The organism is Granulicella sp. S190 (genome assembly GCF_009766095.1).
GTDB lineage: Bacteria > Acidobacteriota > Terriglobia > Terriglobales > Acidobacteriaceae > Edaphobacter.
In genome coordinates this window covers 1-20,449 of sequence record NZ_LMUD01000044.1, presented here as the reverse complement: position 1 = coordinate 20,449, position 20,449 = coordinate 1, and the positions used below count along the sequence as shown (strand labels likewise).

Below are 20,449 nucleotides of genomic sequence, written 5' to 3'. Positions count from 1 at the left end.
GTGCATTTGGTGTTCTATTTGAAGTACGCTCTGATGCTGTACTTCGAAGGTAGTATTGTGAGCTCAATTGATCAGAGCCGAGGATGTGTTGATGAAGGGTGCATTTGACAGGGTTCTAAAAGCCCCACCCAGGATACTGATTCTTGGCGGCACCGCCGAGGCCTCACAACTTGCCGAGAGGCTTGAGCGGAGAAAAGATCTGAGCCTTATCTCCTCGCTGGCAGGACGACTAAGCAAGCCTCAGCTTCCGGTGGGACCGGTGAGAGTGGGAGGATTTGGTGGAGTTGATGGTCTTGTCTCTTATCTAAGAAGCGAGAATATACGGGCGGTTGTAGACGTAACTCACCCCTTTGCCGTCACGATAAGCTGTAATGCAGAAGATGCATGTGCACGGTTAGGATTGCCGCTAGTTAAGTTTGTTAGACCACCATGGGAAAAGACGAAAAACGATTGTTGGCATGAGGTTGCCGATATCAAGAGAGCTGCAGAGTTTTTCAAATTAAGAGAAGCGCGGGTCTTACTTTCCGTTGGAAGACAAGAAGTATCTTCGTTCGCTTTTTGTAGTTGTACATGGTTTCTGATACGCGCAATTGAAGACCCACAAGAACCCCTTCCTCTTCATCATCAGGTTCTCTTAAAACGTGGCCCCTTCGATCTTCGGGGAGAACTGCGGTTGTTACAAGAATATTCAATTGACTATATCGTTTCAAAAAATAGCGGTGGGTCGGCAACTTATCCCAAAATTGAAGCGGCGCGGTCTCTTGGAATTCCAGTAGTGATGATTGGCCGTCCTGATAGCCATAGCGTATCGAATTCGAAAACAATAGATGACATCCTGTCGAGAGTTGATCGCCTCGTTCAAGCCGAAAGCAATAGTGTTTGAGTTGGCCTTTCGTTAATGACCCTTTAGCAACTTCGAAAACAGGAGTATTTGTATGAAAACTAAAAGGACACTTGTATGAGAAAGCTATACGTCATTGGCATTGGCTCTGGCAATCCGGAACATATCACAATAGAGGCAATCAGGACGATGAATTTGGTAGACGTCTTTTTTGTAATGAGCAAAGGTGAAGCTAAAAGCGATCTTGTGCGTCTACGAAAAGATATCTGCGAACGCTACATCGACAAGACATCTTACAGGACTATTGAAGTCGTCGATCCTGAACGCGATCCCTCCATCGCTTCTTATGTGTCGCGCGTTGAGGTATGGCATGAGCAACGGACATTAATATGGGAAGCGTTGATCGAGAACGAGCTAAAAGAAGATCAATGTGGAGCTATTCTCGTGTGGGGAGATCCGGCACTATATGACAGCACTCTCAGAGTAATCGATCGACTGACTGCTCGAAACAAAATCTGTTTTGAATATGAAGTTATCCCGGGGATAACTAGCGTTCAGGCACTCGCAGCCCGTCACAAGATAATGTTGAATGGGATAGGAGAGTCGATTCACATCACAACAGGTCGTCAACTATCGACTGACTTAGTGCATGATCTGAAAAATGTAGTTGTAATGCTTGATGGAGAGTGCGCTTTCGAGCAAGCATTTGATAAAGATGTCGAAATTTATTGGGGTGCATATGTAGGCACCGATAAAGAGATTCTTCTGTCTGGCAAACTCATCGAAAAAATGGAGAGCATCAAAGCAATCCGCCAAGCAGCACGGGTAAAAAATGGATGGATAATGGACATCTATCTGCTCCGCAATTCTGCAAGCCGATAGGATTGCAAAAGCATGAATTCTACTCAGCTTCGTAATTCAAACCAACTTAGCTAAGAGTCTAGGCTGTAAAGCTTCTTCCGAGTCCGAGAGCGGACAATCCTTTGCGGTAGGTGATCGAGCTTCGGTCAGCAGGAAAGTGTGCCTCGGCGTGTAGGTCCAGGGGCAGGTCTTCAGGGTACTGCTGCTCGACAATAGCCTGGTCCTCGGCGAAGACTAAGTGGTTGAAGTCGAGTGAGGCCTGCAGCGGTGCATCTTTGTCGAAGTTGCGGCAGATGGGAACGAAGAGACGTGTCTTGCGGGCGGAGATGGGTGATGCTGCGTTGAGGATATGAAGACTTCCGTTCTCAGGAAAAGTGACCGTTAGCTTCGCCGTGAACGGGTAGAAGACCTCGAAACGGCGGTGCCAAACGAAACCTGGAGGATTCAGGTGCTTGAACTGGAGCGAGTAGTTGCTCACCGTGCTGAAGTAGTCAGCTACGAAGCCTTCCGATGTCTTCGTGATCCCATAGTCCGGAACCTCGGGGTTATCCAATTCACCGAAGGTGTCCACGTGTACAAATGCAAAATGGCTGACATCGAGGAAGCCTTCCATCTGCCGCCCTGCTGACGCGTTCATGTTCACGCTATTTGGAAGCACCTTAATGTAATTGGAATCAGACCACTCCTCCATCGTGGGCAACGATCGAGCGCCGTCGTCGACCAGACGCACCCAGATCAGTCCATACGCTTCTTGCACCGAAAAGAGGTGCAGATGAAGACGGGGTGAGATTGCTCCGTTAGGGTGAGCCGGGATACAGGTACATCTTCCCGTTGGGTCGTACCGTAGGCCGTGATACTTGCAGATGATCTCATCGCCCTCTACGCGGCCGAGACTCAGAGGTGCGCCCCTGTGAAAGCAGATGTCTTTTGCCGCGACGAGTGAACCATCAGAGAGACGGTAGACAACCACACGCTCGTCGAGAAGTTTGGCCGCGAAGGGTTTATCTCCAACCTCGTGAGAGAAAGCAATTGGATACCAGAACGGGGCGAGAGCACGCCAGTCTGTTTCCGTGAAGGTGCACTCGCGGGGAAGCGTAACCTGCGCCACAGATTCAGACGATGTGAGGGCAACAGTCGGAACGAACTTCGATGCAGGTGACATATCCCATTATGGAGCTAAATATACCGGCAACGACACTAAACTATATGATTTAAACCGAGACCAATTTCACGAATGATCATTCGACATCTTGAGTTCATGGCGGCTCTTGCACGAGAAAAACACTTTGCACGTGCAGCCGCCTCCTGTCATGTAACCCAATCAACCCTTTCGGCCGGGATCAAGCAAATGGAAGAAAGCCTTGGGGTTCTTTTGGTAGAGCGGGGGCAGCGGTTTGTCGGGCTGACTCCTGAAGGTGACAAAGTTCTTGAGTGGGCCCAGCACGTCATCACGGATTATCAAAGCCTCCGGCAGAATCTTGCTGAAATGCGGAGCGGACTTACTGGTCAACTGAAGATCGGCGCGATCCCTGTGACTCTACCGGTCATCGCGCTGCTCACAACTCCGTTCGCAAAACTTCATCCGCAGACTAACATCATCATTCGTTCTTTGACTTCAATTGAGATTCAGCGAGGTCTCGACGATTTTAGTCTGGATATTGGTATGACATACCTCGACAACGAACCACTGGCCCGGGTCCGCCGCTTCCAGCTCTACACAGAACGCTATGTTCTACTCACACAAGAGAATGAACTGATGGCAGATCGGAACAAGATCACTTGGTCGGAAGCCGCTGCTTTTCCGTTGTGTCTGCTTACCTCCGATATGCAAAACCGCCGCATCATCGACGCTCATTTTCATCAGGTGGGTGCTGAGGTTCACTCTCCCATCGAGACGAATTCTCTTATCACCCTGTGGTCACACCTTCGTTTCGGGCAGTGGTCTACGGTGGTGCCTAACTCCTTTCTGTCTCTCATCGGCAAGATGGAGGGGCTCAAAGCGCTGGCGCTGGTTGAGCCTGACGCCTCGCACAACGTTGGTCTGGTTGCATCCGACCGTGATCCGTTGCCTCCTGTTGCGCGTGCATTTCTAGACGTAGCGAAGCAGTCGAATATGAACCACGAGATCGTTCGCCAACTCAAGTCGATCACATCATAGACTTCTTGATTTACACGGCTGCAATAATGATCGAGATCGTCGATTGGCCGATTGAAGTCTCTTGTTTGACCATCGTTGTTGCGCTTTGACATCGTTGCTTCTGTAAGTGGAGGAAGCAAATGGCAAAGATTCTCTGTGTTTTATACGACGATCCAATCAATGGGTATCCCAAGACCTACGCACGCAACGACGTTCCCAAGATCGACGTCTATCCAGGCGGACAGACCGCTCCCACCCCCAAGCAAATCGACTTCATTCCGGGCGAACTGCTCGGCAGTGTCTCCGGTGAACTTGGCCTTCGCAAGTATCTTGAGGGTCTCGGCCACACGCTGGTCGTGACGTCCGACAAGGAAGGCGAAAATTCGGTGTTCGACTGCGAACTAGCGGACGCAGAGATCGTCATCTCGCAACCGTTCTGGCCCGCTTACTTGACACCAGAGAGAATCGCGAAAGCAAAGAAGTTAAAGCTCGCGATCACTGCGGGCATCGGCTCTGACCATGTTGATCTCGAATCCGCCATCAAAAATGGCATCACCGTTGCCGAAGTCACATACTCCAACAGCATTAGCGTCTCGGAGCATGTGGTTATGATGATTCTTTCGCTGGTACGCAACTACATTCCATCGCACGAGTGGGTCCTCAAGGGCGGATGGAATATCGCCGACTGCGTAGAGCGCTCCTATGATCTGGAAGCAATGAATGTCGGCACAGTTGCAGCCGGTCGCATTGGTCTTGCAGTTCTCAAGCGCCTCAAGCCGTTCGATGTGAAGCTGCACTACTTCGATCAGCACCGCCTTCCTGAGAGTGTCGAGACAGAACTCGGTCTCACCTTCCATCCGAGTGTGGAAGATATGGTCAAAGTGTGCGATGTTGTCACAATTAATGCTCCCCTCCATCCAGGCACTCTCGATCTGTTCAATGATGAGTTGATCGGGAAGATGAAGCGAGGGGCATATCTTGTGAACACGGCACGAGGCAAGATCTGTAATCGCGATGCCGTCGTCCGTTCGCTCGAGAGCGGCCAGCTTGCAGGCTATGCCGGCGATGTCTGGTTTCCCCAGCCCGCGCCGAAGGATCACCCGTGGCGCACCATGCCTCATCACGGTATGACGCCGCACATCTCCGGAACCTCACTCTCCGCACAGACTCGATACGCAGCCGGTACACGGGAGATATTGGAGTGCTGGTTCGAGCAACGTCCAATCCGCGACGAATACCTGATCGTCAATGGAGGCAAACTCGCCGGTACTGGCGCTCACTCGTACACTGTCAACAAGTAGATCAATGTCACGCTGAAGACAAGAGTGGGCGGAGTCTGTCTTCGCCCATCTCAGTTGCTAATGGGAGATTGCAATGGCTACACGCGAAGAACTCGCACAGAAGATTCAAGAGAAGAAGCGAAACAATAGACTGAGCTGGAAAGAGATTGCGTCGGCAATTGGTAATGGATCGCCGGTTTTGTACACCGCAGCCCTGCTCGGCCAGATGACCCTCACGAAGACCGAAGCCGAAAAAGCTGCGGGACTGCTAGGCCTGACCGAAGCCGAAACTGTCATGCTGACAGAGTCACCATATCGTGGTGCGTCCTCTGGAATGCCGCCCACCGACCCTCTCATCTATCGCTTCTATGAACTCGTCCAGACGTACGGGACGACGTGGAAGGTCCTCATCGAAGAAGAGTTTGGCGACGGCATCATGAGCGCCATCGACTTCAACATGCAGATAGAGCGTGAGCCGAATCCCAAGGGGGACCGGGTCAAGATCGGCATGTCTGGAAAATTCCTTCCATTCGGGCGATACTGATTTGACGGATGCATAGACAAAAAAATGCGAAAGAAGTGCGCGGCGTCGAACTTGATGCTCAGACACGCTGCCTTCACTACCGTTCAGCGCTCGACATAATAGCGATCAAGATGATGTGCTGCGGGATCTACTACGCCTGCAAGGACTGTCACGAGGAGTTGGCGGACCATCCGATCAAAGTCTGGCCTAAGGAGAGATGGGACTGCGAGGCAGTCCTCTGTGGCAGTTGCGGAGCAGAGCTGAGCATTGCGGAGTATATGGAAACCGGTTACAAGTGTCCCGTTTGCAGCGCGGCGTTTAACCCCGGCTGCCGAAATCATTATCACTTTTATTTCGGCGAGCCTACTTAAGCGGCGCGCACTCGTCTCTCGGCTAGGCGTGCTTCTTTTCCATGGACTTACCGATGATTCCGGCGCACTCCTCCAGAAAAATTCGGTCCTCCGTCCCGAACGCACTGAGATCATGGCTGTCGATGTCGATCTCGCCAACAATCTCGCCTTGCATGCGAATTGGGACGACAATCTCTGACTTCGTCTCGATAGAGCAAGAGATATAACGAGGGTCGGCAGAGACGTCCTCTACGATAACGGTCTGACCCTGGGCAACCGCAGCACCACAAATGCCCTCCGTAACGGGAATACGAACGTGGTCAGTCGGCGCCCCGTGAAATGGTCCGAGGACAAGAACATTCGCATCATTCGGGTCCAGCATGTAGAAGCCGACCCAGTTGCAGTAAGACAGTTTCGTCGCTATCAGGCGGACAGTGAACTCCTGCAAAGCAAGAACACTATCAGAGGTCGTGTTAAATCTTTCAATCTCGCTAAGGATCTCTTGAAACGGTGCATGAGCCATATCTCTATTGTCGCTCAAGTAGACTTTTAGAATCGCAATATCGTCGAACTCATACCGGATTTGAGCGCAGTCGATATTGCGTAATGAGACTGCTTACCCGAAGGTGAAGGCAAAGGTTTGAACCCCAGGATCCAGAAATTCGATTGTGAAGGTATGGTCACTGATCGCGCCTTTTTGCCGTACCAACTGATATAGACGGTTCTCGGTGACCACTCCATCCCCCTCGTCGTTCGCATCAACTCCGTGGTTAACGCCAAGTGCCTTGCCGTCTATGGTCACACGGAAACGGACTGGCTTGCCATCGGCCGATGGTCCTAAGACCAAATGTAAATCGCGAGCGTGGAACCGATAGGCAATCCGTCCCTTCGCGGAGCCAAGTACCGCGATCTGACCCTGGTCTGTCCATCTTCCAGCCAAAGCCCATTGATTGAGTTCGAGGTGCTGTGGAATCGAATAGAGTTGCGCATCGTCTTGATTCAGACCCCCAGGCGACGCAAAGTGCTGCGCCCGCTCATAGCCTACATATGTCTCCGGTGACCGCACCTCATCCATATCGGGAGCCGCTTCAGCTCCTTGCGCCTGGACATTGACTATCCCTCCCGGTAAGGTCTGTTGCGTATCTCGCTCCTTCAGTAAATCCTGAATACAGCGCTCGGATTCATCGTAGTTTCCCTCTCCAAAGTGGTGATAGCGCACCTTACCAGTCGCATCAATAAAGTAATGGGCCGGCCAGTATTCATTGCTGAAGGCGTTCCATATCTTGTTGTTGTTATCCATTGCTACGGGATAGGTAATGCCAAGGTCATTCACGGCCTTCTTGACGTTGGAAAGATCTTTTTCGAAAGGAAACTCCGGCGTATGGACTCCGATTACGATGAGGCCGTTATCTTTGTACTTCTGTGCCCACGCCTCAATATAAGGCAGGGTCCGCAGACAGTTGATGCAGGAGTACGTCCAGAAATCGACCAGGACGACCTTACCTTTGAGCTGATCAGCATTCAAGGGCGGCGAGTTGATCCAGTCCGTCGCTCCTGACAGACCAGCTAGTACAGGCCCTTGTGCAGCTCCTGCGACGGTGCTCTTGGTCATCATCATCTGGTCTGATGATTTATCGATTGGCCTGGGATGAAATCGGTCGAGAAGCCCTTGTTCAATGCTGGAGGTACTACCGAGCGAAAGCTTCGTCAGGATGCCGCGATCCAGCCCCAGGGCGACGATCGCTACTCCAGCAAGCACCGCGACGCCGAGGATGCGCCGTATCCATTCTTCTGCTCCCAGAGAGCGCTTCATTGCGGCGAAGACTCGTCCTCCTGCGAGCAGAGCTATAGCAAGCGAAGTGATTGAGCCAAGGGCGTATGTCAGTAACAACAACGTTGTATGAGCGCTCGCTCCTTGAAGCGCAGCGCCCGCGAGAATCAATCCAAGAATTGGCCCCGCGCAGGGTGCCCATAGCAAGCCAGTGGCAACGCCGAGTAACAACGATTGCAATACGCCACCACGCGAATCGGACGAAGCCGAGTTCGTCAGACGGCTTCCCAACTGAACAAAAGGTCGTGAAAGCCGTTCCGCAAAAGCGGGCCATAGAAGCGACAGGCCGAGGATCGCAAAAAAACAAGAAGGGCCATGATGCGGCCATACTGGTTTGCACGAACGAGCCAGGAGCCTCCCACTACAGCGAGAGACGCGACGACAGAGAATGTAACCGCCATGCTCAGTAGGAGAGGTAGTCCGGACTTCCGAAATGGTTGGTCAGCCCGCGCGAAGGTAAAAGGCAGAATAGGCAATATACACGGGCTCAAAATGGTGAGAACACCACCAAAAAACGCAAGGACGAACAAAATCATAAGACTTCCGATCTCCAGCGATGTGACGCTATAACTATAAGTACGTTACAAGATTTGGCCTAGATTGGAGAACTCATGATGACAGCGGAGGTAAAGCGGGTCGAAGAACTCAAATCTGCCCAGAATCAAGCGGAAGCCCTGTTTCACGAAGTAGAGCGCGTGGGCTTAATTCGTCCAGGCATCACGGAGGGGCAACTGAACGCCGAGATATACGCCTTGGCCGAAGAGATGTACGGCATTAAAATCTATTGGCACAAGCGAATCGTTCGCGCGGGAAAAAATACCCTGTTTCCTTACGCAGACAATCCACCCGATAGGATGATCGGCTCAGACGACATTCTCTTCCTCGATCTTGGTCCGGTCTTTGAAGAATGGGAAGCAGATTTCGGACGCACCTTCGTGATCGGAGACAATCCCGCAAAACTCAAGATCAAAAAGGATGTGGAGCTGGCATTTGCTGAAGGGAAGCGATACTTTCATGAAAATCCTACGATCAAGAGTAATGAACTCTTCGCCTACACTCAGTCTCTCGCGAAGAAGTATGGCTGGGAGTTCGGCGGAGTCATTGCAGGACATCTCATCGGTCAGTTTCCGCATGAAAGGATCGCTGACGATAAGGTGACCCTCTATGTTCATCCCAAAAGTTCTTTGACTATGCGCTCGCTTGATGAAAAAGGACAAAACCGGCATTGGATTCTAGAGATTCACTTCGTGGACCGGCAGCGAGAAATTGGCGGCTTCTTTGAAGAATTGCTCACCATTGACTAGATCGATTGGGATCGCAACGCAGCTTTGATTCTGGTGGGCAATTTACTCCAATATCCGAAATATCACGAATTCCGCATTTATTTCTCGCTTGAAGGCAGGGTGGACCAATGGTAGCTTGCGATCAATCTTCCATTAGTTTCTACCAAGAGCATAGCCGCCCTCCCAGGCGCCAAATCGCCCGAAAAGTTTTTGCCACTGCGACTGTCTCGAAACGTAATTGTGCGCTGTTGTGTCTCGGAGGTAAGAACATAGAGGGTGGCGTCAGGATAGGATGTTGGACAGATCAGAATTCCTGGATCGTTTTGGGCAGTTGTGAAGTCTGGCGATACCTTTGCCTTCTGCATCCCATAGGAGTACACGCGACCGAGCGCCTGCAGATTTGCGCCTAGCTCCAAAGGAAGGGAAGAGAAGAGGATGTTGCCCTTGCCGAGCTGCACCTCGTCCCATTCTTTCCCATCGTCGAGCCTCGCACTCATCAGCACGGTCGTCAGTTGACCACCGAAGGTGTAAAGATCATCGCCGCCCGGCCAACGCACCCTCTGCTCCCTTAGACCCAGCGGCTCCGTGGTGTAATGCAAGCCAATTTCGTCCTGACGATGGGTTGGATGAAGATGAGCATCGCCATCAAAAGGCCCTGTGACCAGCAAGGTGGCTCCTTCACGTATCCTGTGCTCTATAGCGCTCCATGCCTGTTCCGTGAGCCCCATCGGCGAGGGAAGCAAGATGAGCTTCGGATCTCCCAGCTTGTCGATTTGATACTCACCGACGGCATACGCTTGCCCGTGAGCCTCTTGATACAGGGCGCGAACAGCATTCTGCTGAGCCTCCAACGCATAGGAATTCAACACAGACATTTGCATGGATTGGGGAATGACGATTGCGATCTGAGGTTGAATCAGGGCGGTGGCATGGGGAGACACGGCCGCGCTAAAGCGTCCGAAGTCGCGCATCATGTTCTCCCAGAGTTTGGCCGATCCGTCACTTCGCTGCATACCGAAGTCCACTTCTCTCGCCCAATCCCACTGCATGGCTCCGCTGCTACCGTCAGCGAACCCAAGAGCCCACTTGCGCTCCGTCAAGCCCAAGCCGGTGAGCTCGTCGTAGCGCCATGTTCCATCCGGGGCCCATGCCGGCTGATAGCCAGTTTCTCCGGTAATGTTGGGCATGCCAGGACGTTTTGCGACAACCGAGTCCCAAAGTAAGGCATCATCTCGCCAATAAGTATGGTTGGTTGTAAACGAAACTCCCGCGTTGGCATAGAACTGGTTAAGCACACGATCGGTGACGCCACCTTCATCCTGCCCGACATCGATCAGTTGGATGCTTCCTGTGTTTCGAATGGTAGAGACGAGCGATCTGACCCAACCGGTGAAGGAGTCTTGCGCAAACAGATTGTAATCAAGTGCTCGGACCTGTGCTGGATTTCCGTATCTTTCATAGTTCAAGTCTGCTATCGATGGAAGCGGGATGTTATCGAACGCGCCAAGTTGCTCGGGTGTGACAGACCAGGCATCCGCCAGTGTTGTAAGAGTTACATAGTGTTGTCGCAGCCAATTGTGCCATGCAGCGATTTCATCGGGATCATTGTTTGGGTAGTTTCCCTTAAAGATATGGGCAGGATTGGAGAAGCTCGGCTCGTTGATCAGATCCCAGGAGAGCCAGGGAACGTCGCGAAAGCGCTCCACGACCGAGCGGACATACGCCTGCTGGGCACGCACTGAATCTCGATTAAGGAATGGATTGGGAGCGGCAACGGGGCTGTTGTCCTGTCTCTGATTTCCCGACTTTGGAGAGAAGGCGAAGAATGTGAAATTGACGGCGATCTTGTGCCGCTGAGCGGACAGTAAATATGCTTCGAGATTGCGCAGAAAGCGTTCGTTTGCGCCTCCCAGATCGCCATCGATAAACCTGGCATTGGGCATCCACACGCCGGTACGTACGAAACTGACGCCGTGGGCTTCCATCTCCGCGAAGTCTTTCTCCCATATGGCGGCATTTCGTGGACCCGAAAAGTCCCAGCCATTCTCTTCCGTGGTGAAGTAGTTTGTCCCGACCGGAAAGAAGGGCACTCCGTCCCTAGTCAGAAAGTCGCCGTGCACCCCGAGGGAAGGACCGCTTTGCAAAGCATCCGGAGGCGACACCCAGATCCCGTTTTGGTAGAACTCGCGAAGCTGCTGATGCTGAGTGTAGGTAGCCGCGATCTGATAGAAGCCGGGAGCAAGCGGCATGTGAAAGGAGATTGGCATCTCGATCGTATCGGCTGCGGAGAGTCGAAGCGTAATGGATTCGATAGACTTACCATTCGACAGGAGTTCCACTTTTGCTTCGCCGTCCTCCAGATGCGCCGCTTGGCGAAGAAGATGCAAGCTTAGTTGCGGCGACTCTCCGGGACGGAGCAGAGAGAAAAGAGACTCCACGGAGAATAGCGTTGCTCCCTGACGTGCATAGGCGGCCGACTGCCGAATGAGTGCGACCCCGTCCGGACTTGACCAGTAGCCGGGTTCCGGTGTGAAGTCCAATGCAACACTTCGACTTCCGCGCATGGGACCATTCGCATGATCGATCACGATCACCGGAGCGGCGACAAGCTGCCCAGTTGAATCTTTCATGTAGCCGAGACCGTTCAGGCGGCCTTCAACGGCGAAGAAACGCTTCGCTCTTATCTGTGGCGGGGGCCCAAAGTTATAGCCCGATCTCCAGGTGAAGGATGTATCCTTCGGCATCGGAACCTCGTAAACATGGCGCAGCCCTAGCACGCGCGCATAGCTGTCCTGCGGTCTGGCTGCCTCATAACCGTGTGCGGTCATGCTCACCGGAACGTGCAGCGGCTCTCCCCCCAGGAGCAGCAAGTTTCCTCCGGTCTCGAGATACTTCTGTATGGTCTTCCAGGCATCTGCCGGTACAGCAGAGCCGTAAGGTAGAACAAGCAAGTCCGCGTTGGAGAGAGTTTCGGGTTCGTTCAGAGTGGAGATGTCGGCAAACTCTGGATCTATTTCGCTGAGGGCAGTGCGCAGTGAAGCCTGATCTACTTGCTCGCTGGCCACAGTTGGAAAACCAGGTTGCCAAAACACTACGGTCTTCGCTTGAAGAACACTTGAAAACGCTGCCAGAACGCAAACTGCAAAAATGCTCTTCACAACGAACCTCCTGAGTACAACTCTGCGATGGTACTTCGGCTCTCTGCACCAGTTGTTATGGACTTGCCGGTGAGCACGGGGACGTGAGGTTTTTAGCGTAACTTACTTTTTTCAACAGCATGGGAGCCTGCTTGGCGTGAGCAGCCTGTCCTGTGAGTTCGTCCATCAATACGTTTGAGCAGGAGTGCAGCTCGAAGGCTGCACCGTAATAACTAGGGATTGTCCCTGACCATTGAACGTTGATATCGTCGAGTCGCAGCCCATCTACATCTGCGGCGAAGAAGCCGGCGGTATCTCGCTTGTCCAAACCGCTCTTTCCGAATGCATCTCCCGGACGCATGTCGTAGAATCCTCCGTCGACGGGCGTTGTTTTAGCGATTGAGAGCTCGACTCCGCGAAAGCTAATGTCTCGAAGAGGGGCTGCTGGCATTCCTCGCAGATAAATTCCGCTTTCACTCCTGCATTGAATATTCGCGAACTGAATACCACGAACCGTACCTGCGGAGCCTCCGGCCGTGCGGGGCAGACTCGACACGGCAATAGGTTCGCCCGATCCCCACCACTTGATGGCTCGCATCTTGGTTTCAATGATCAGGTCGGTGAACAGCAGGTCTTCGACGGTGGCGCCATCTCTGTTGAGAAAGCTAATGCCGCGGTTACTGCGCACAATCGAGCAATTACTGATGACTGCGGATCGAAGAGGGTACGGTCCCTCCGTCTCAATCTTAATCCCTGCAGAGGAAGACTCAAGGGTACAGTTCGTCACCGTGATGCCTTCAGAAGGTCCATATTCACCGAAGTTGCGCGAAGCTTTTAGCACGAGGCAATCGTCTCCGGCGACGATATTGCAGCCTTCAATGCGAACCTGTCGACAGTGGTCGATGTCGATGCCGTCACAGTTTGGAACATCGAGACTGTTGAGGATGGAGATACCTGAGATATGAAGGTCTTCGCAGCCTACTGTATGAATCGTCCAAGTGGGACTATCGCGAATGGTAAAGGATTCCAGCTTCACGCCGCGACAGTTCACAAAGAGAATCATCCTTGGTCGGCCATCGGGTGGGTTTCTGAAAGAAGAGTCGTAAAGAGGATCATAGGGTCCCAGGAAGGGCTGCGGAACGGAGTAGCCCTCGGGCCCTTTTGGTGGAAAGAAAGCAGGAAAGTTGCCGTCGATAGTTCCGGTGCCGCTGACGTGAATGTCTGCCGAATCCTTTGCGAAAAAGAGAGCGCCGAGGGTGCGGAAGTCATCACGATTCGGGCTGGCCAATAACCTGCTGCCACCCGTGAGGTGAAACTCTACATGGGGGCGCAGAATGAGCGTGCCGCTTAGGAACGCATGCCCCGCGGGAAGAGCTACGATTCCTCCACCTTTGGCAGCGCACGCATCTATCGTCCGCTGCAGAGCGTCTGTGTCGTTTGCGCGGCCATCGCCGCATGCACCGAAGGCGATTGGATCCCAGGGTGAGGGCCGATCTGCGGACTGCCCCAGGAGGGGTGACGTGGCAGCGATCGAGATTGCGGCGCTCAACTGCCCAGCAAACTGGCGACGATTTATTAAGCGCGACCGAAATGCTTCTAAGACCATGGATTGAATTTCAGGGGTTCTCGAACCGAGTATTGGATGTTGCCCGTAGGATCAGTAGCAATGATAGGGCCGGGCCGAAGGGGAAATTCCTTCAGGGCCGGTCTTATCATTGCTTATTAGAAGATGAACTTCGCTGCAAGTTGAACATCGCGCGGATCGCCGTTGGTCCCGGTAACCTTGCCGAAGTTCGAACCGTCTGTAAAGGTTGCATCTGGAGCCGCAAAATAGGGATGGTTGAGCGCGTTGAACGCTTCAAGCCTAAGCTGCAGGTTGTAACGCTCCTTACCGCCGATGTAAGTGTTTTTGAAGATCGAAAGATCCGCATTGGTAAAGCCCGGATTTCGTACATTCGGCAACGTGCGCGGTGCATTGCCAATGACAAACTGGTCCGGCAGTTCAAAGGCTGCGGTATTGAACCACTCATTGTTCGTTTGATGAGATAGCTTCGCACTCTGAAGCACCTGGTTCGGACGCTGACCTCCTCCTAAGAGGCCGGTCTTGTCCGACGAAAGTGCGCCGAGCACAACGGGAGTGCCTGAGTTGTAGTTGACGATACCGTCCACCTGAAAGCCGCTAAGCAATACATTGCCGATTCCGTTCAACCCTGACAAAAAGTGACGACCGCGCCCGAACGGAAGCTCGTAAGAGAAGCTCGAGACCAACTGTCGGGATACGTCATAAGCCGATACGGCGTACTCTCCGTTCGGATTGTACTGGTTCGCGAAAGTAGCGCTTTGAGGTCCAAGATAATTTACAGCAGCTGAAGCCGTGTCGAGGGTCTTCGATCCGGTAAATGCGATGAGGACGGTAAGGCCTTGTGAGAACCGTTTGTCGACCTTCACCGTGAGAGCCTGATAGTTGGACTGTTTATCCGGTTTGCGCACTGACGATACATTCGAATATTGCGGGAATGGGCGAAGCAATTGATTCCGAGAGATAGTGGGATTGGAAAGGTTCGAACCGGCGGTTGTGATGATTCCGTAGAAGGGGTTTGCAATCTGGTCGAAGAGATGATCGCCGAGTGCAAGGTAGTTTGTGGTCAGTTGATCGTAAGGCGTACCGGGATCGCCGTCAGGGAGGAAAAGGCCGCGATTACCGACGTAGCCAACTTCGAGAACAGTGTTGAGCGGCAACGATCTTTGAACGTTGAAATTCGTTTGGATGGAGTAGGGGTTACGTACCGAACTAAAGAAAGAATCTCCAATAGCATTTCCCAGGTACGTCCCTGGGCCGCCTGCCACACCCTGTGGCAAGCTGAAACCATCTTTGGCTGGATTATCAAGAGTTGTATTGATGGTCTGTTCCTGATCATGGGTGAAGGAGAAGTTAGTCTGACCCGCAAAACCTTGTGTGCCGGCGTCGCCAGTAGTACCTGCCGCCTGCAGAGAAGAAGGGGCATAGACAATCCCAAATCCAGCGCGGATGACAGTCTTTTCATTAGCAGAAAAAGACGCCCCAACCCGGGGAGCGAATCCCTTCCACTGCGTGGGAGCCTGTCTGCGGCCATAAGGTGAGCCGGGCTGATCAACGAAGTTCAGCGCTCCGCGAAGATTAGAGCATGCCGGACAGATGGTACTGGAAACATTCGTTGCTGTGACAGCCCCCTGAATGGGAGACGCTGCGTTGATGTCCCAATAGGAGAATTGATTGCGCCTCTCCGTGCGGGGCAGTTCCACATCCCAACGCAGGCCAGCGTTAAGCGTGAGCCGACTGTTCACTTTGTAATCATCTTGGGCATACAGCGCGAAGTACGAAGAAGCCTGTGCCGTAGTGATGTCGTGAGTAATGTTTCCATTCTCGGGCAGCCCGAGCAGAAAGTCGGCGAAGCTGTTGCCGTCGGAGCTGCCTTGGTTGTTATTGAGCTGAGATTGCGTCCAACTCTGTCCAAAAGTGTAGGTCCCCGAAGGCTGAGCGTACTGGTGGAAGTTCAGGAATAGTTTTCGGAACTCACCGCCGAACTTAAGAGAATTTCCATGAGTGATCTTGATGATGCTCGCGTTCACATCGTGCGCAAGAGGATTTTCCAGGAGAGCGACATAGCCACTTGAACCTAGGCTCGAGAAGCCATTCCCGAAGTTGTAGTTAGGAAAGACTTGCACATTCGCGACAGTAGCAAGATTTTGAGGGAACCCGAGGCTGGTAAGGGGGAACGACCCTCCGAAGGGTAAACGTACTGAGGACGAGCGGCTCAAGCCATAGCGAACTTCTCCCAAAAGTGTGGGCGAGAAGGTGAAGGTGTTGTCATAAGAGAGACTGTAAGAGCCGGAAGTCGTTGGGCCTCCATATCCTTCAGAGGCAACATTGTTGAAGTCACTGAACGGCACATTGAAATCAGCATAATGAGAGAAGCGAACAAAGGTGTGCCAGTTTGGAGTCCAGTTGTGGTCAATCTTCGTGTCAAAGTGATAATAGCTATCCGTATCGGTTCCGGTGGAGGTGAAGTTATAACCATTCCCAGCCACATTCGGCAATGGATAATAGGCGAGTGAGGCAATCGCGACCTTGCTGAACCGGGCGGGATCGATCACATTCTGTCTGCCTTGGTAAGAAAATGGTGTGCGGTTGTAAATAGTGGCTCCGGTCTTTGGGTCGATGGAGGAGGTCACCGTCGTTGGGTCGTAGATCGTTGAGCCTGAGGCAGAGAAGTCGCCACCGCGTTCTGCAACTGTCGGCACCAAAAAGTTTGCGGTGTCGCCATGAGTAAGATTCGATTTTTCGTAAGCAATGAAAAAGAAAGTGCGGTTATGACCGTTGTACACGTGAGGAATGACCAGTGGGCCACCGAGAGTTCCGCCCTCCTGATAACGGCTAACCGGCGGGACGTCGCCGTTGTTGTAGTAGTTCCGGGCGTCAAATATAGAATTTCTTGCAAAGATGAAGCCTGTGCCATGAAGCTGGTTGCTCCCAGACTTTGTGATAAGGCTAATTACCCCTCCTGAAAATCGTCCGTACTCGGCCGGAAGGACGCTAGTCTGCACGTTGAACTCCTGTACGGAGTCGACGATAGGAGTGTAGGCGCTAGAACTGTTGCCAACATTGTTTTCAGGAAGAATGTTCGTCTGCCCGTCTAGTAGCTGCTCGTTGTTTGCATTACGCGAACCTGAGATGTGTGGCGTCGACGCACCATTCGAGTTGCCTGTAATATTCACACCTGGAGCCAGACCAGCGAGATCGAAAGGATTGCGGCCATTAAGGGGAAGATCGACAATTCTTTTCTCGGTGATCACCGCACCCGTTGAGGAGGTATCGATCTCAAGGTTCGCAGTCGTCGAGACCTCAACTGTCTGGTTATCTCCGCCAGGGGAGAGCGCAAAATCGACAGGGTGGTTCTCCGACACTTCAACGTTGATATTGTCTTGTCGTCCTTGTTTGAATCCTGGCGCGGAGACCTGAACGCTATATGTTCCAGGAGGAAGTAGGGGTGCCTGAAAGCGCCCGCTTTTGTCAGTAGTGAGCACCTTCGAAGAGTTGGTAGCCGTCTCAGTTATCGTTACTTTCGCGTTAGGAATAACAGCGCCAGTGCTATCAGAGACAACACCTTGCAGAGCCCCGGTGGGACTCTGGGCAAACATTGGCCCGCACAACAGGGCGCTTAACAGCACAAGTTTTTTGATCGTCATCTCTGTCCTCGTAGAGTTCACTTCCAGTTGTTGAGAAGCCGGCAGTTTCAACGTCGGCTCCGTCTGTCGTAGGTGCATCAGTCTGATTAGGATTTTCATGATATCGATATCAGCTGACCGACGAACGATAAGACTGATGACGGATTTCTGTCAACAAGAAAGTTGTAACTTTTTTGACGACGGATGAAACGTCTGATTCTAAAACCATCCGGGTCACGGGTGAAGCTCAAACTTCCAGCAAATATCGCTTTTTTTGAACAACTCCTTCAACTCCAAGCCCAACGAAACGTCTTAAACAAAAACTCACTGCAGGGGGCTGAGCAAGCCGAAATCTAAAGACCGTCTTGATATCGATATCGGAGCAGGCTTTCCGAAGCTTCCGCTTGAGCGTTGGATTGGAAGATTAAATTGCGTTCAAAATGTTGACCGATTGCAGGATAGTTTTACACGGACAGCCAGCAATCTTATTGGGTTACGATCCTGGCTCTTAAGCAACTTTTGTCTTTTTTGCTTAACGCAGGCGCAAACACACGTTAGTCTGGAGCCGCTTTGAAAAGAGGTTCTATTGTTGGCTAGAAAAGCAAAGATGAGCGATGTAGCGAAATTGGCAGGCGTAGGCACTATGACTGTGTCCCGGGTTCTTAACGGGAGTGCCCCTGTCAACGAGGGAACCAAGGCCAGGGTTTATCAGGCGATCAAGAGACTTAGTTATCAGCCGAATCCGGTAGCGCGTTCTTTGCGCCAAGCGAAGTCGAACTCCATTGGCATCATTGTCCCTAACTTTTACGATCCCTTTTTCGCGACTTGCGCTCATGCCATCAGTCTTGTAGCCAAGCAACATCATTATTCCGTAAATGTCAGCACCTCCGACGAGGACGCCGGTATCGAATTCACCGAGGCAAATCTAATGGTGCTGAATCACGTCGAAGGGCTTGCTGTCATACCGGCAGCGATCGGAAAATCAAGTTTTGATCGGCCGGAGTTCCACTCGACTCATATCGTCACACTTGATCGCCCAATTCGTGGCCAGCGCTTCAATAGCGTTTTGGTAGAGAACCAGCAGGGCGCGATCGAGGCGGTGAAGCATCTCATTGATCATGGACATAAAAGAATCTGCTGCTTAGGACTTTCCAACAAGGTCTACACCATTCGCGCACGCCACGAAGGTTATAAGAAAGCAATGATGCGGTTTAACCTGATTCCAGATCAGTACTTTGGGGGCGTCACGGAAGAGGCGACACGTGTCCTTATCCAGAAAGCGATGTCAGGGCGCAAAAAACCCACGGCATTCTTTGTGAGCAACAACTTCGTTATGCGACACGCACTGCATGCGTTTTCTAAACTGAACATTCGGATCCCAGACGATATTGCTCTCATCGGCTTTGACGACTGGGAGATGGCCGACATCTTCGTGCCTGCCATTACGGTCGTTCGGCAACCTTCGCATGAGCTTGGCCGAGTAGCCGCGGAGCTGCTATTCGCGAGATTAGAGCATAAGGAAGTTTCTCTATCTGGCCAGCAGATTGTAATGCCGGTGGAATTAGTGATTCGACAGTCGTGTGGCTGCAACCGTCGCGGCCCTGCGAGAGCAGTTCCAGGAAATTAAAGATCGGTGTTGGCATCCTGGTGCCGATCATGGCCAAGGGTCTGCATGCAAAGGTATCGTGGCCTAAGGTATCGTTATCGCGCTGTACAGAATTATCTCTCTACGCTGAATATTATTCGGAGGTCTAAACCGGCTGACGTGCTTCATGTACCTGGGGACTATCTTGGTCGGCTGAAGGAACAGAGCTGAGAAAGTGCCGGAAAGCGTCTTCGGCAGCGGGGGCATCATGAAGCCTGCTGTATGTCTGCCAGAGGTGGAAATAACCGAGAGGATAGTTCGCATTGAGTTTCAAAATGCGATGGTACTCGGCAAGAGCTTCTGGGAGCATACCCAGATCCAGGTAGGCGTTCGCGAGGCAATCCTCGTGAGAGTCTATGCCGGAAGATGGCGGGAGATGTTCGAGTGCAGACTTGAAATAACTTATCGCAGCGGGTGAATCTCCGTTCTTCAAGGCAAGATAGCCGCGATAGAAGAATGCCATGCGTAGATCGGGCGGCGAGCCTCGCTCTGGATTCGGCACACTCACCAGGAGTCGTCTCCTGAGCGCGTCTGCGCGATCGAAGCGGTGATCTTCCAAGGCAAAGACAAGGGAGTCCCATACAGAGTTGTTGTTGTAACGCAATTCGTCAGCCGCAGCGTTGCGTGCTTCGGAGGCCCTATTCATGGTGCTGTAGACGACGGCTAGATCTCCATAGCCGACTGCCTTTGCATCGCTGTTGCCGGCGATATGAATGTAGCGTTGGTACTCTCGCACCGCATCCTGATTCTGTCCGAGCTGGTAGTAGGCTCCCCTAGATGGACGATAGAAGGTTCGAATTCAGGATCGAGTTTCAAGGCTTCGTGGGGAGGCCGATTGCGTCGAGGAAATGCCTGCGCTCTCGGTCATCTCAGCGAAGGTTGTGGGGACTTCTCCAGAGGCTTACGTCGGCAAGATCTTCCAAGGGGCTATGGATGCACAGAGAAAAGTTTGAATCTGGTGCCTCCGAGCTTCGCGTCACAGTCAGCTTACGGGAGGCACAGCCAAGATAAACAAACGCCTCTAGGTGTCCATTTCAGCAGTGACCTCCGAGTCACGAAGCTGGACATCCGCAGGATCGACCCACTCCTCCCAAAGCTTGCGGCACAACACCATCGAAGAACCAGCAAAACGCCGTGTCAAGTCCACAACACGCAAACACCCGCATCAACTAAGAACAATCGCGTGGCGTATGAGTTATCTCTGGCTCCCTATAATGGTTAGTAGAACAGATATCGCACCTCTCAAGCCCTTACAACAGTGCTAACCCTCCTGGATACAATATTTTGCAGCTAAGTCCTTTGAATGGAATATTTTACAGACACTCACCCCCTGTAAACTGTTGCAGCAAAAGCACT

15 protein-coding genes and 1 pseudogene are annotated in these 20,449 nt (G+C 52.3%); 8 read left to right on the top strand and 8 right to left on the bottom strand.

Annotation, left to right across the window (positions count from 1 at the left end):
- The first annotated feature begins 91 nt into the window (after positions 1–91).
- Both GSQ94_RS19255 and cobF read left to right on the top strand, forming a co-directional pair.
- Positions 92–883, top strand: a complete 792-nt coding sequence (locus GSQ94_RS19255) for a cobalt-precorrin-6A reductase (RefSeq protein ID WP_158945480.1) — start codon at positions 92–94, stop codon at positions 881–883.
- A gap of 75 nt (positions 884–958) precedes the next feature.
- The gene (gene cobF, locus GSQ94_RS19250; protein WP_158945479.1) at positions 959–1,723 is read left to right on the top strand and encodes a precorrin-6A synthase (deacetylating); all 765 of its coding nucleotides are present in this window, start codon (positions 959–961) and stop codon (positions 1,721–1,723) included.
- Positions 1,724–1,781: 58 nt separating this feature from the next.
- Here the strand turns inward: cobF and GSQ94_RS19245 are convergent, their stop codons facing one another.
- On the bottom strand, positions 1,782–2,864 hold the full coding sequence (locus GSQ94_RS19245) for an aromatic ring-hydroxylating dioxygenase subunit alpha (RefSeq protein ID WP_158945478.1): 1,083 nt from the start codon (positions 2,862–2,864) through the stop codon (positions 1,782–1,784).
- 72 nt (positions 2,865–2,936) lie between these two features.
- Between GSQ94_RS19245 and GSQ94_RS19240 the strand changes: the two genes are divergently transcribed.
- From GSQ94_RS19240 to GSQ94_RS19225, 4 genes are all read left to right on the top strand, one after another.
- Complete coding sequence (locus GSQ94_RS19240) at positions 2,937–3,860, top strand: LysR family transcriptional regulator (protein ID WP_158945477.1); 924 nt, start codon at positions 2,937–2,939, stop codon at positions 3,858–3,860.
- 119 nt (positions 3,861–3,979) lie between these two features.
- Positions 3,980–5,140, top strand: coding sequence for an NAD-dependent formate dehydrogenase (locus tag GSQ94_RS19235; RefSeq protein ID WP_158945476.1), 1,161 nt, complete (start codon positions 3,980–3,982; stop codon positions 5,138–5,140).
- Between the two features lie 73 nt (positions 5,141–5,213).
- Positions 5,214–5,663, top strand: a complete 450-nt coding sequence (cynS, locus tag GSQ94_RS19230) for a cyanase (protein ID WP_158945475.1) — start codon at positions 5,214–5,216, stop codon at positions 5,661–5,663.
- Positions 5,664–5,671: 8 nt separating this feature from the next.
- Positions 5,672–6,013 carry a CHY zinc finger protein gene (locus tag GSQ94_RS19225; RefSeq protein WP_158945474.1) on the top strand — a complete coding sequence of 114 codons (342 nt, stop codon included), beginning with the start codon at positions 5,672–5,674 and terminating at the stop codon, positions 6,011–6,013.
- Positions 6,014–6,035: 22 nt separating this feature from the next.
- Here the strand turns inward: GSQ94_RS19225 and GSQ94_RS19220 are convergent, their stop codons facing one another.
- From GSQ94_RS19220 to GSQ94_RS21575, 3 genes and pseudogenes are all read right to left on the bottom strand, one after another.
- Complete coding sequence (locus GSQ94_RS19220) at positions 6,036–6,515, bottom strand: GAF domain-containing protein (RefSeq protein WP_158945473.1); 480 nt, start codon at positions 6,513–6,515, stop codon at positions 6,036–6,038.
- A 93-nt stretch (positions 6,516–6,608) separates the two neighbouring features.
- Positions 6,609–7,805, bottom strand: a complete 1,197-nt coding sequence (locus GSQ94_RS19215) for a thioredoxin family protein (RefSeq protein WP_254064010.1) — start codon at positions 7,803–7,805, stop codon at positions 6,609–6,611.
- A 6-nt stretch (positions 7,806–7,811) separates the two neighbouring features.
- Positions 7,812–8,003, bottom strand: a pseudogene (locus GSQ94_RS21575) (cytochrome c biogenesis protein CcdA); the annotation flags it as partial.
- 431 nt (positions 8,004–8,434) lie between these two features.
- Here GSQ94_RS21575 and GSQ94_RS19210 point away from each other — a divergent pair.
- Positions 8,435–9,127, top strand: coding sequence for a M24 family metallopeptidase (locus tag GSQ94_RS19210; protein WP_158945472.1), 693 nt, complete (start codon positions 8,435–8,437; stop codon positions 9,125–9,127).
- Between the two features lie 77 nt (positions 9,128–9,204).
- Here the strand turns inward: GSQ94_RS19210 and GSQ94_RS19205 are convergent, their stop codons facing one another.
- The 3 genes from GSQ94_RS19205 to GSQ94_RS19195 form a co-directional block, all read right to left on the bottom strand.
- On the bottom strand, positions 9,205–12,264 hold the full coding sequence (locus GSQ94_RS19205; RefSeq protein ID WP_158945471.1) for a beta-galactosidase: 3,060 nt from the start codon (positions 12,262–12,264) through the stop codon (positions 9,205–9,207).
- A gap of 55 nt (positions 12,265–12,319) precedes the next feature.
- Positions 12,320–13,849 (bottom strand): glycoside hydrolase family 28 protein, encoded by a 1,530-nt coding sequence (locus tag GSQ94_RS19200; RefSeq protein WP_158945470.1) that lies wholly within the window; start codon positions 13,847–13,849, stop codon positions 12,320–12,322.
- A gap of 116 nt (positions 13,850–13,965) precedes the next feature.
- On the bottom strand, positions 13,966–17,469 hold the full coding sequence (locus GSQ94_RS19195; protein WP_158945469.1) for a TonB-dependent receptor: 3,504 nt from the start codon (positions 17,467–17,469) through the stop codon (positions 13,966–13,968).
- 586 nt (positions 17,470–18,055) lie between these two features.
- Here GSQ94_RS19195 and GSQ94_RS19190 point away from each other — a divergent pair.
- Positions 18,056–19,075 carry a LacI family DNA-binding transcriptional regulator gene (locus GSQ94_RS19190; protein WP_158945468.1) on the top strand — a complete coding sequence of 340 codons (1,020 nt, stop codon included), beginning with the start codon at positions 18,056–18,058 and terminating at the stop codon, positions 19,073–19,075.
- Between the two features lie 124 nt (positions 19,076–19,199).
- Here GSQ94_RS19190 and GSQ94_RS19185 read toward each other — a convergent pair whose 3' ends face one another.
- Positions 19,200–19,829, bottom strand: a complete 630-nt coding sequence (locus GSQ94_RS19185) for a M48 family metallopeptidase (protein WP_158945467.1) — start codon at positions 19,827–19,829, stop codon at positions 19,200–19,202.
- Positions 19,830–20,449: the final 620 nt, after the last annotated feature.

What these genes read in the sequence shown, in the direction of transcription:
- GSQ94_RS19190 (WP_158945468.1), top strand. Translation starts at nt 18,056, where the DNA reads ATGAGCGATGTAGCGAAATTGGCAGGCGTAGGCACTATGACTGTGTCC.
- GSQ94_RS19235 (WP_158945476.1), top strand. Translation starts at nt 3,980, where the DNA reads ATGGCAAAGATTCTCTGTGTTTTATACGACGATCCAATCAATGGGTAT.
- GSQ94_RS19200 (WP_158945470.1), bottom strand. Translation starts at nt 13,849, where the DNA reads ATGGTCTTAGAAGCATTTCGGTCGCGCTTAATAAATCGTCGCCAGTTT.
- GSQ94_RS19195 (WP_158945469.1), bottom strand. Translation starts at nt 17,469, where the DNA reads ATGACGATCAAAAAACTTGTGCTGTTAAGCGCCCTGTTGTGCGGGCCA.
- GSQ94_RS19255 (WP_158945480.1), top strand. Translation starts at nt 92, where the DNA reads ATGAAGGGTGCATTTGACAGGGTTCTAAAAGCCCCACCCAGGATACTG.
- GSQ94_RS19220 (WP_158945473.1), bottom strand. Translation starts at nt 6,515, where the DNA reads ATGGCTCATGCACCGTTTCAAGAGATCCTTAGCGAGATTGAAAGATTT.
- GSQ94_RS19240 (WP_158945477.1), top strand. Translation starts at nt 2,937, where the DNA reads ATGATCATTCGACATCTTGAGTTCATGGCGGCTCTTGCACGAGAAAAA.
- GSQ94_RS19225 (WP_158945474.1), top strand. Translation starts at nt 5,672, where the DNA reads ATGCATAGACAAAAAAATGCGAAAGAAGTGCGCGGCGTCGAACTTGAT.
- GSQ94_RS19215 (WP_254064010.1), bottom strand. Translation starts at nt 7,805, where the DNA reads ATGAAGCGCTCTCTGGGAGCAGAAGAATGGATACGGCGCATCCTCGGC.
- GSQ94_RS19210 (WP_158945472.1), top strand. Translation starts at nt 8,435, where the DNA reads ATGATGACAGCGGAGGTAAAGCGGGTCGAAGAACTCAAATCTGCCCAG.
- cynS (WP_158945475.1), top strand. Translation starts at nt 5,214, where the DNA reads ATGGCTACACGCGAAGAACTCGCACAGAAGATTCAAGAGAAGAAGCGA.
- cobF (WP_158945479.1), top strand. Translation starts at nt 959, where the DNA reads ATGAGAAAGCTATACGTCATTGGCATTGGCTCTGGCAATCCGGAACAT.
- GSQ94_RS19245 (WP_158945478.1), bottom strand. Translation starts at nt 2,864, where the DNA reads ATGTCACCTGCATCGAAGTTCGTTCCGACTGTTGCCCTCACATCGTCT.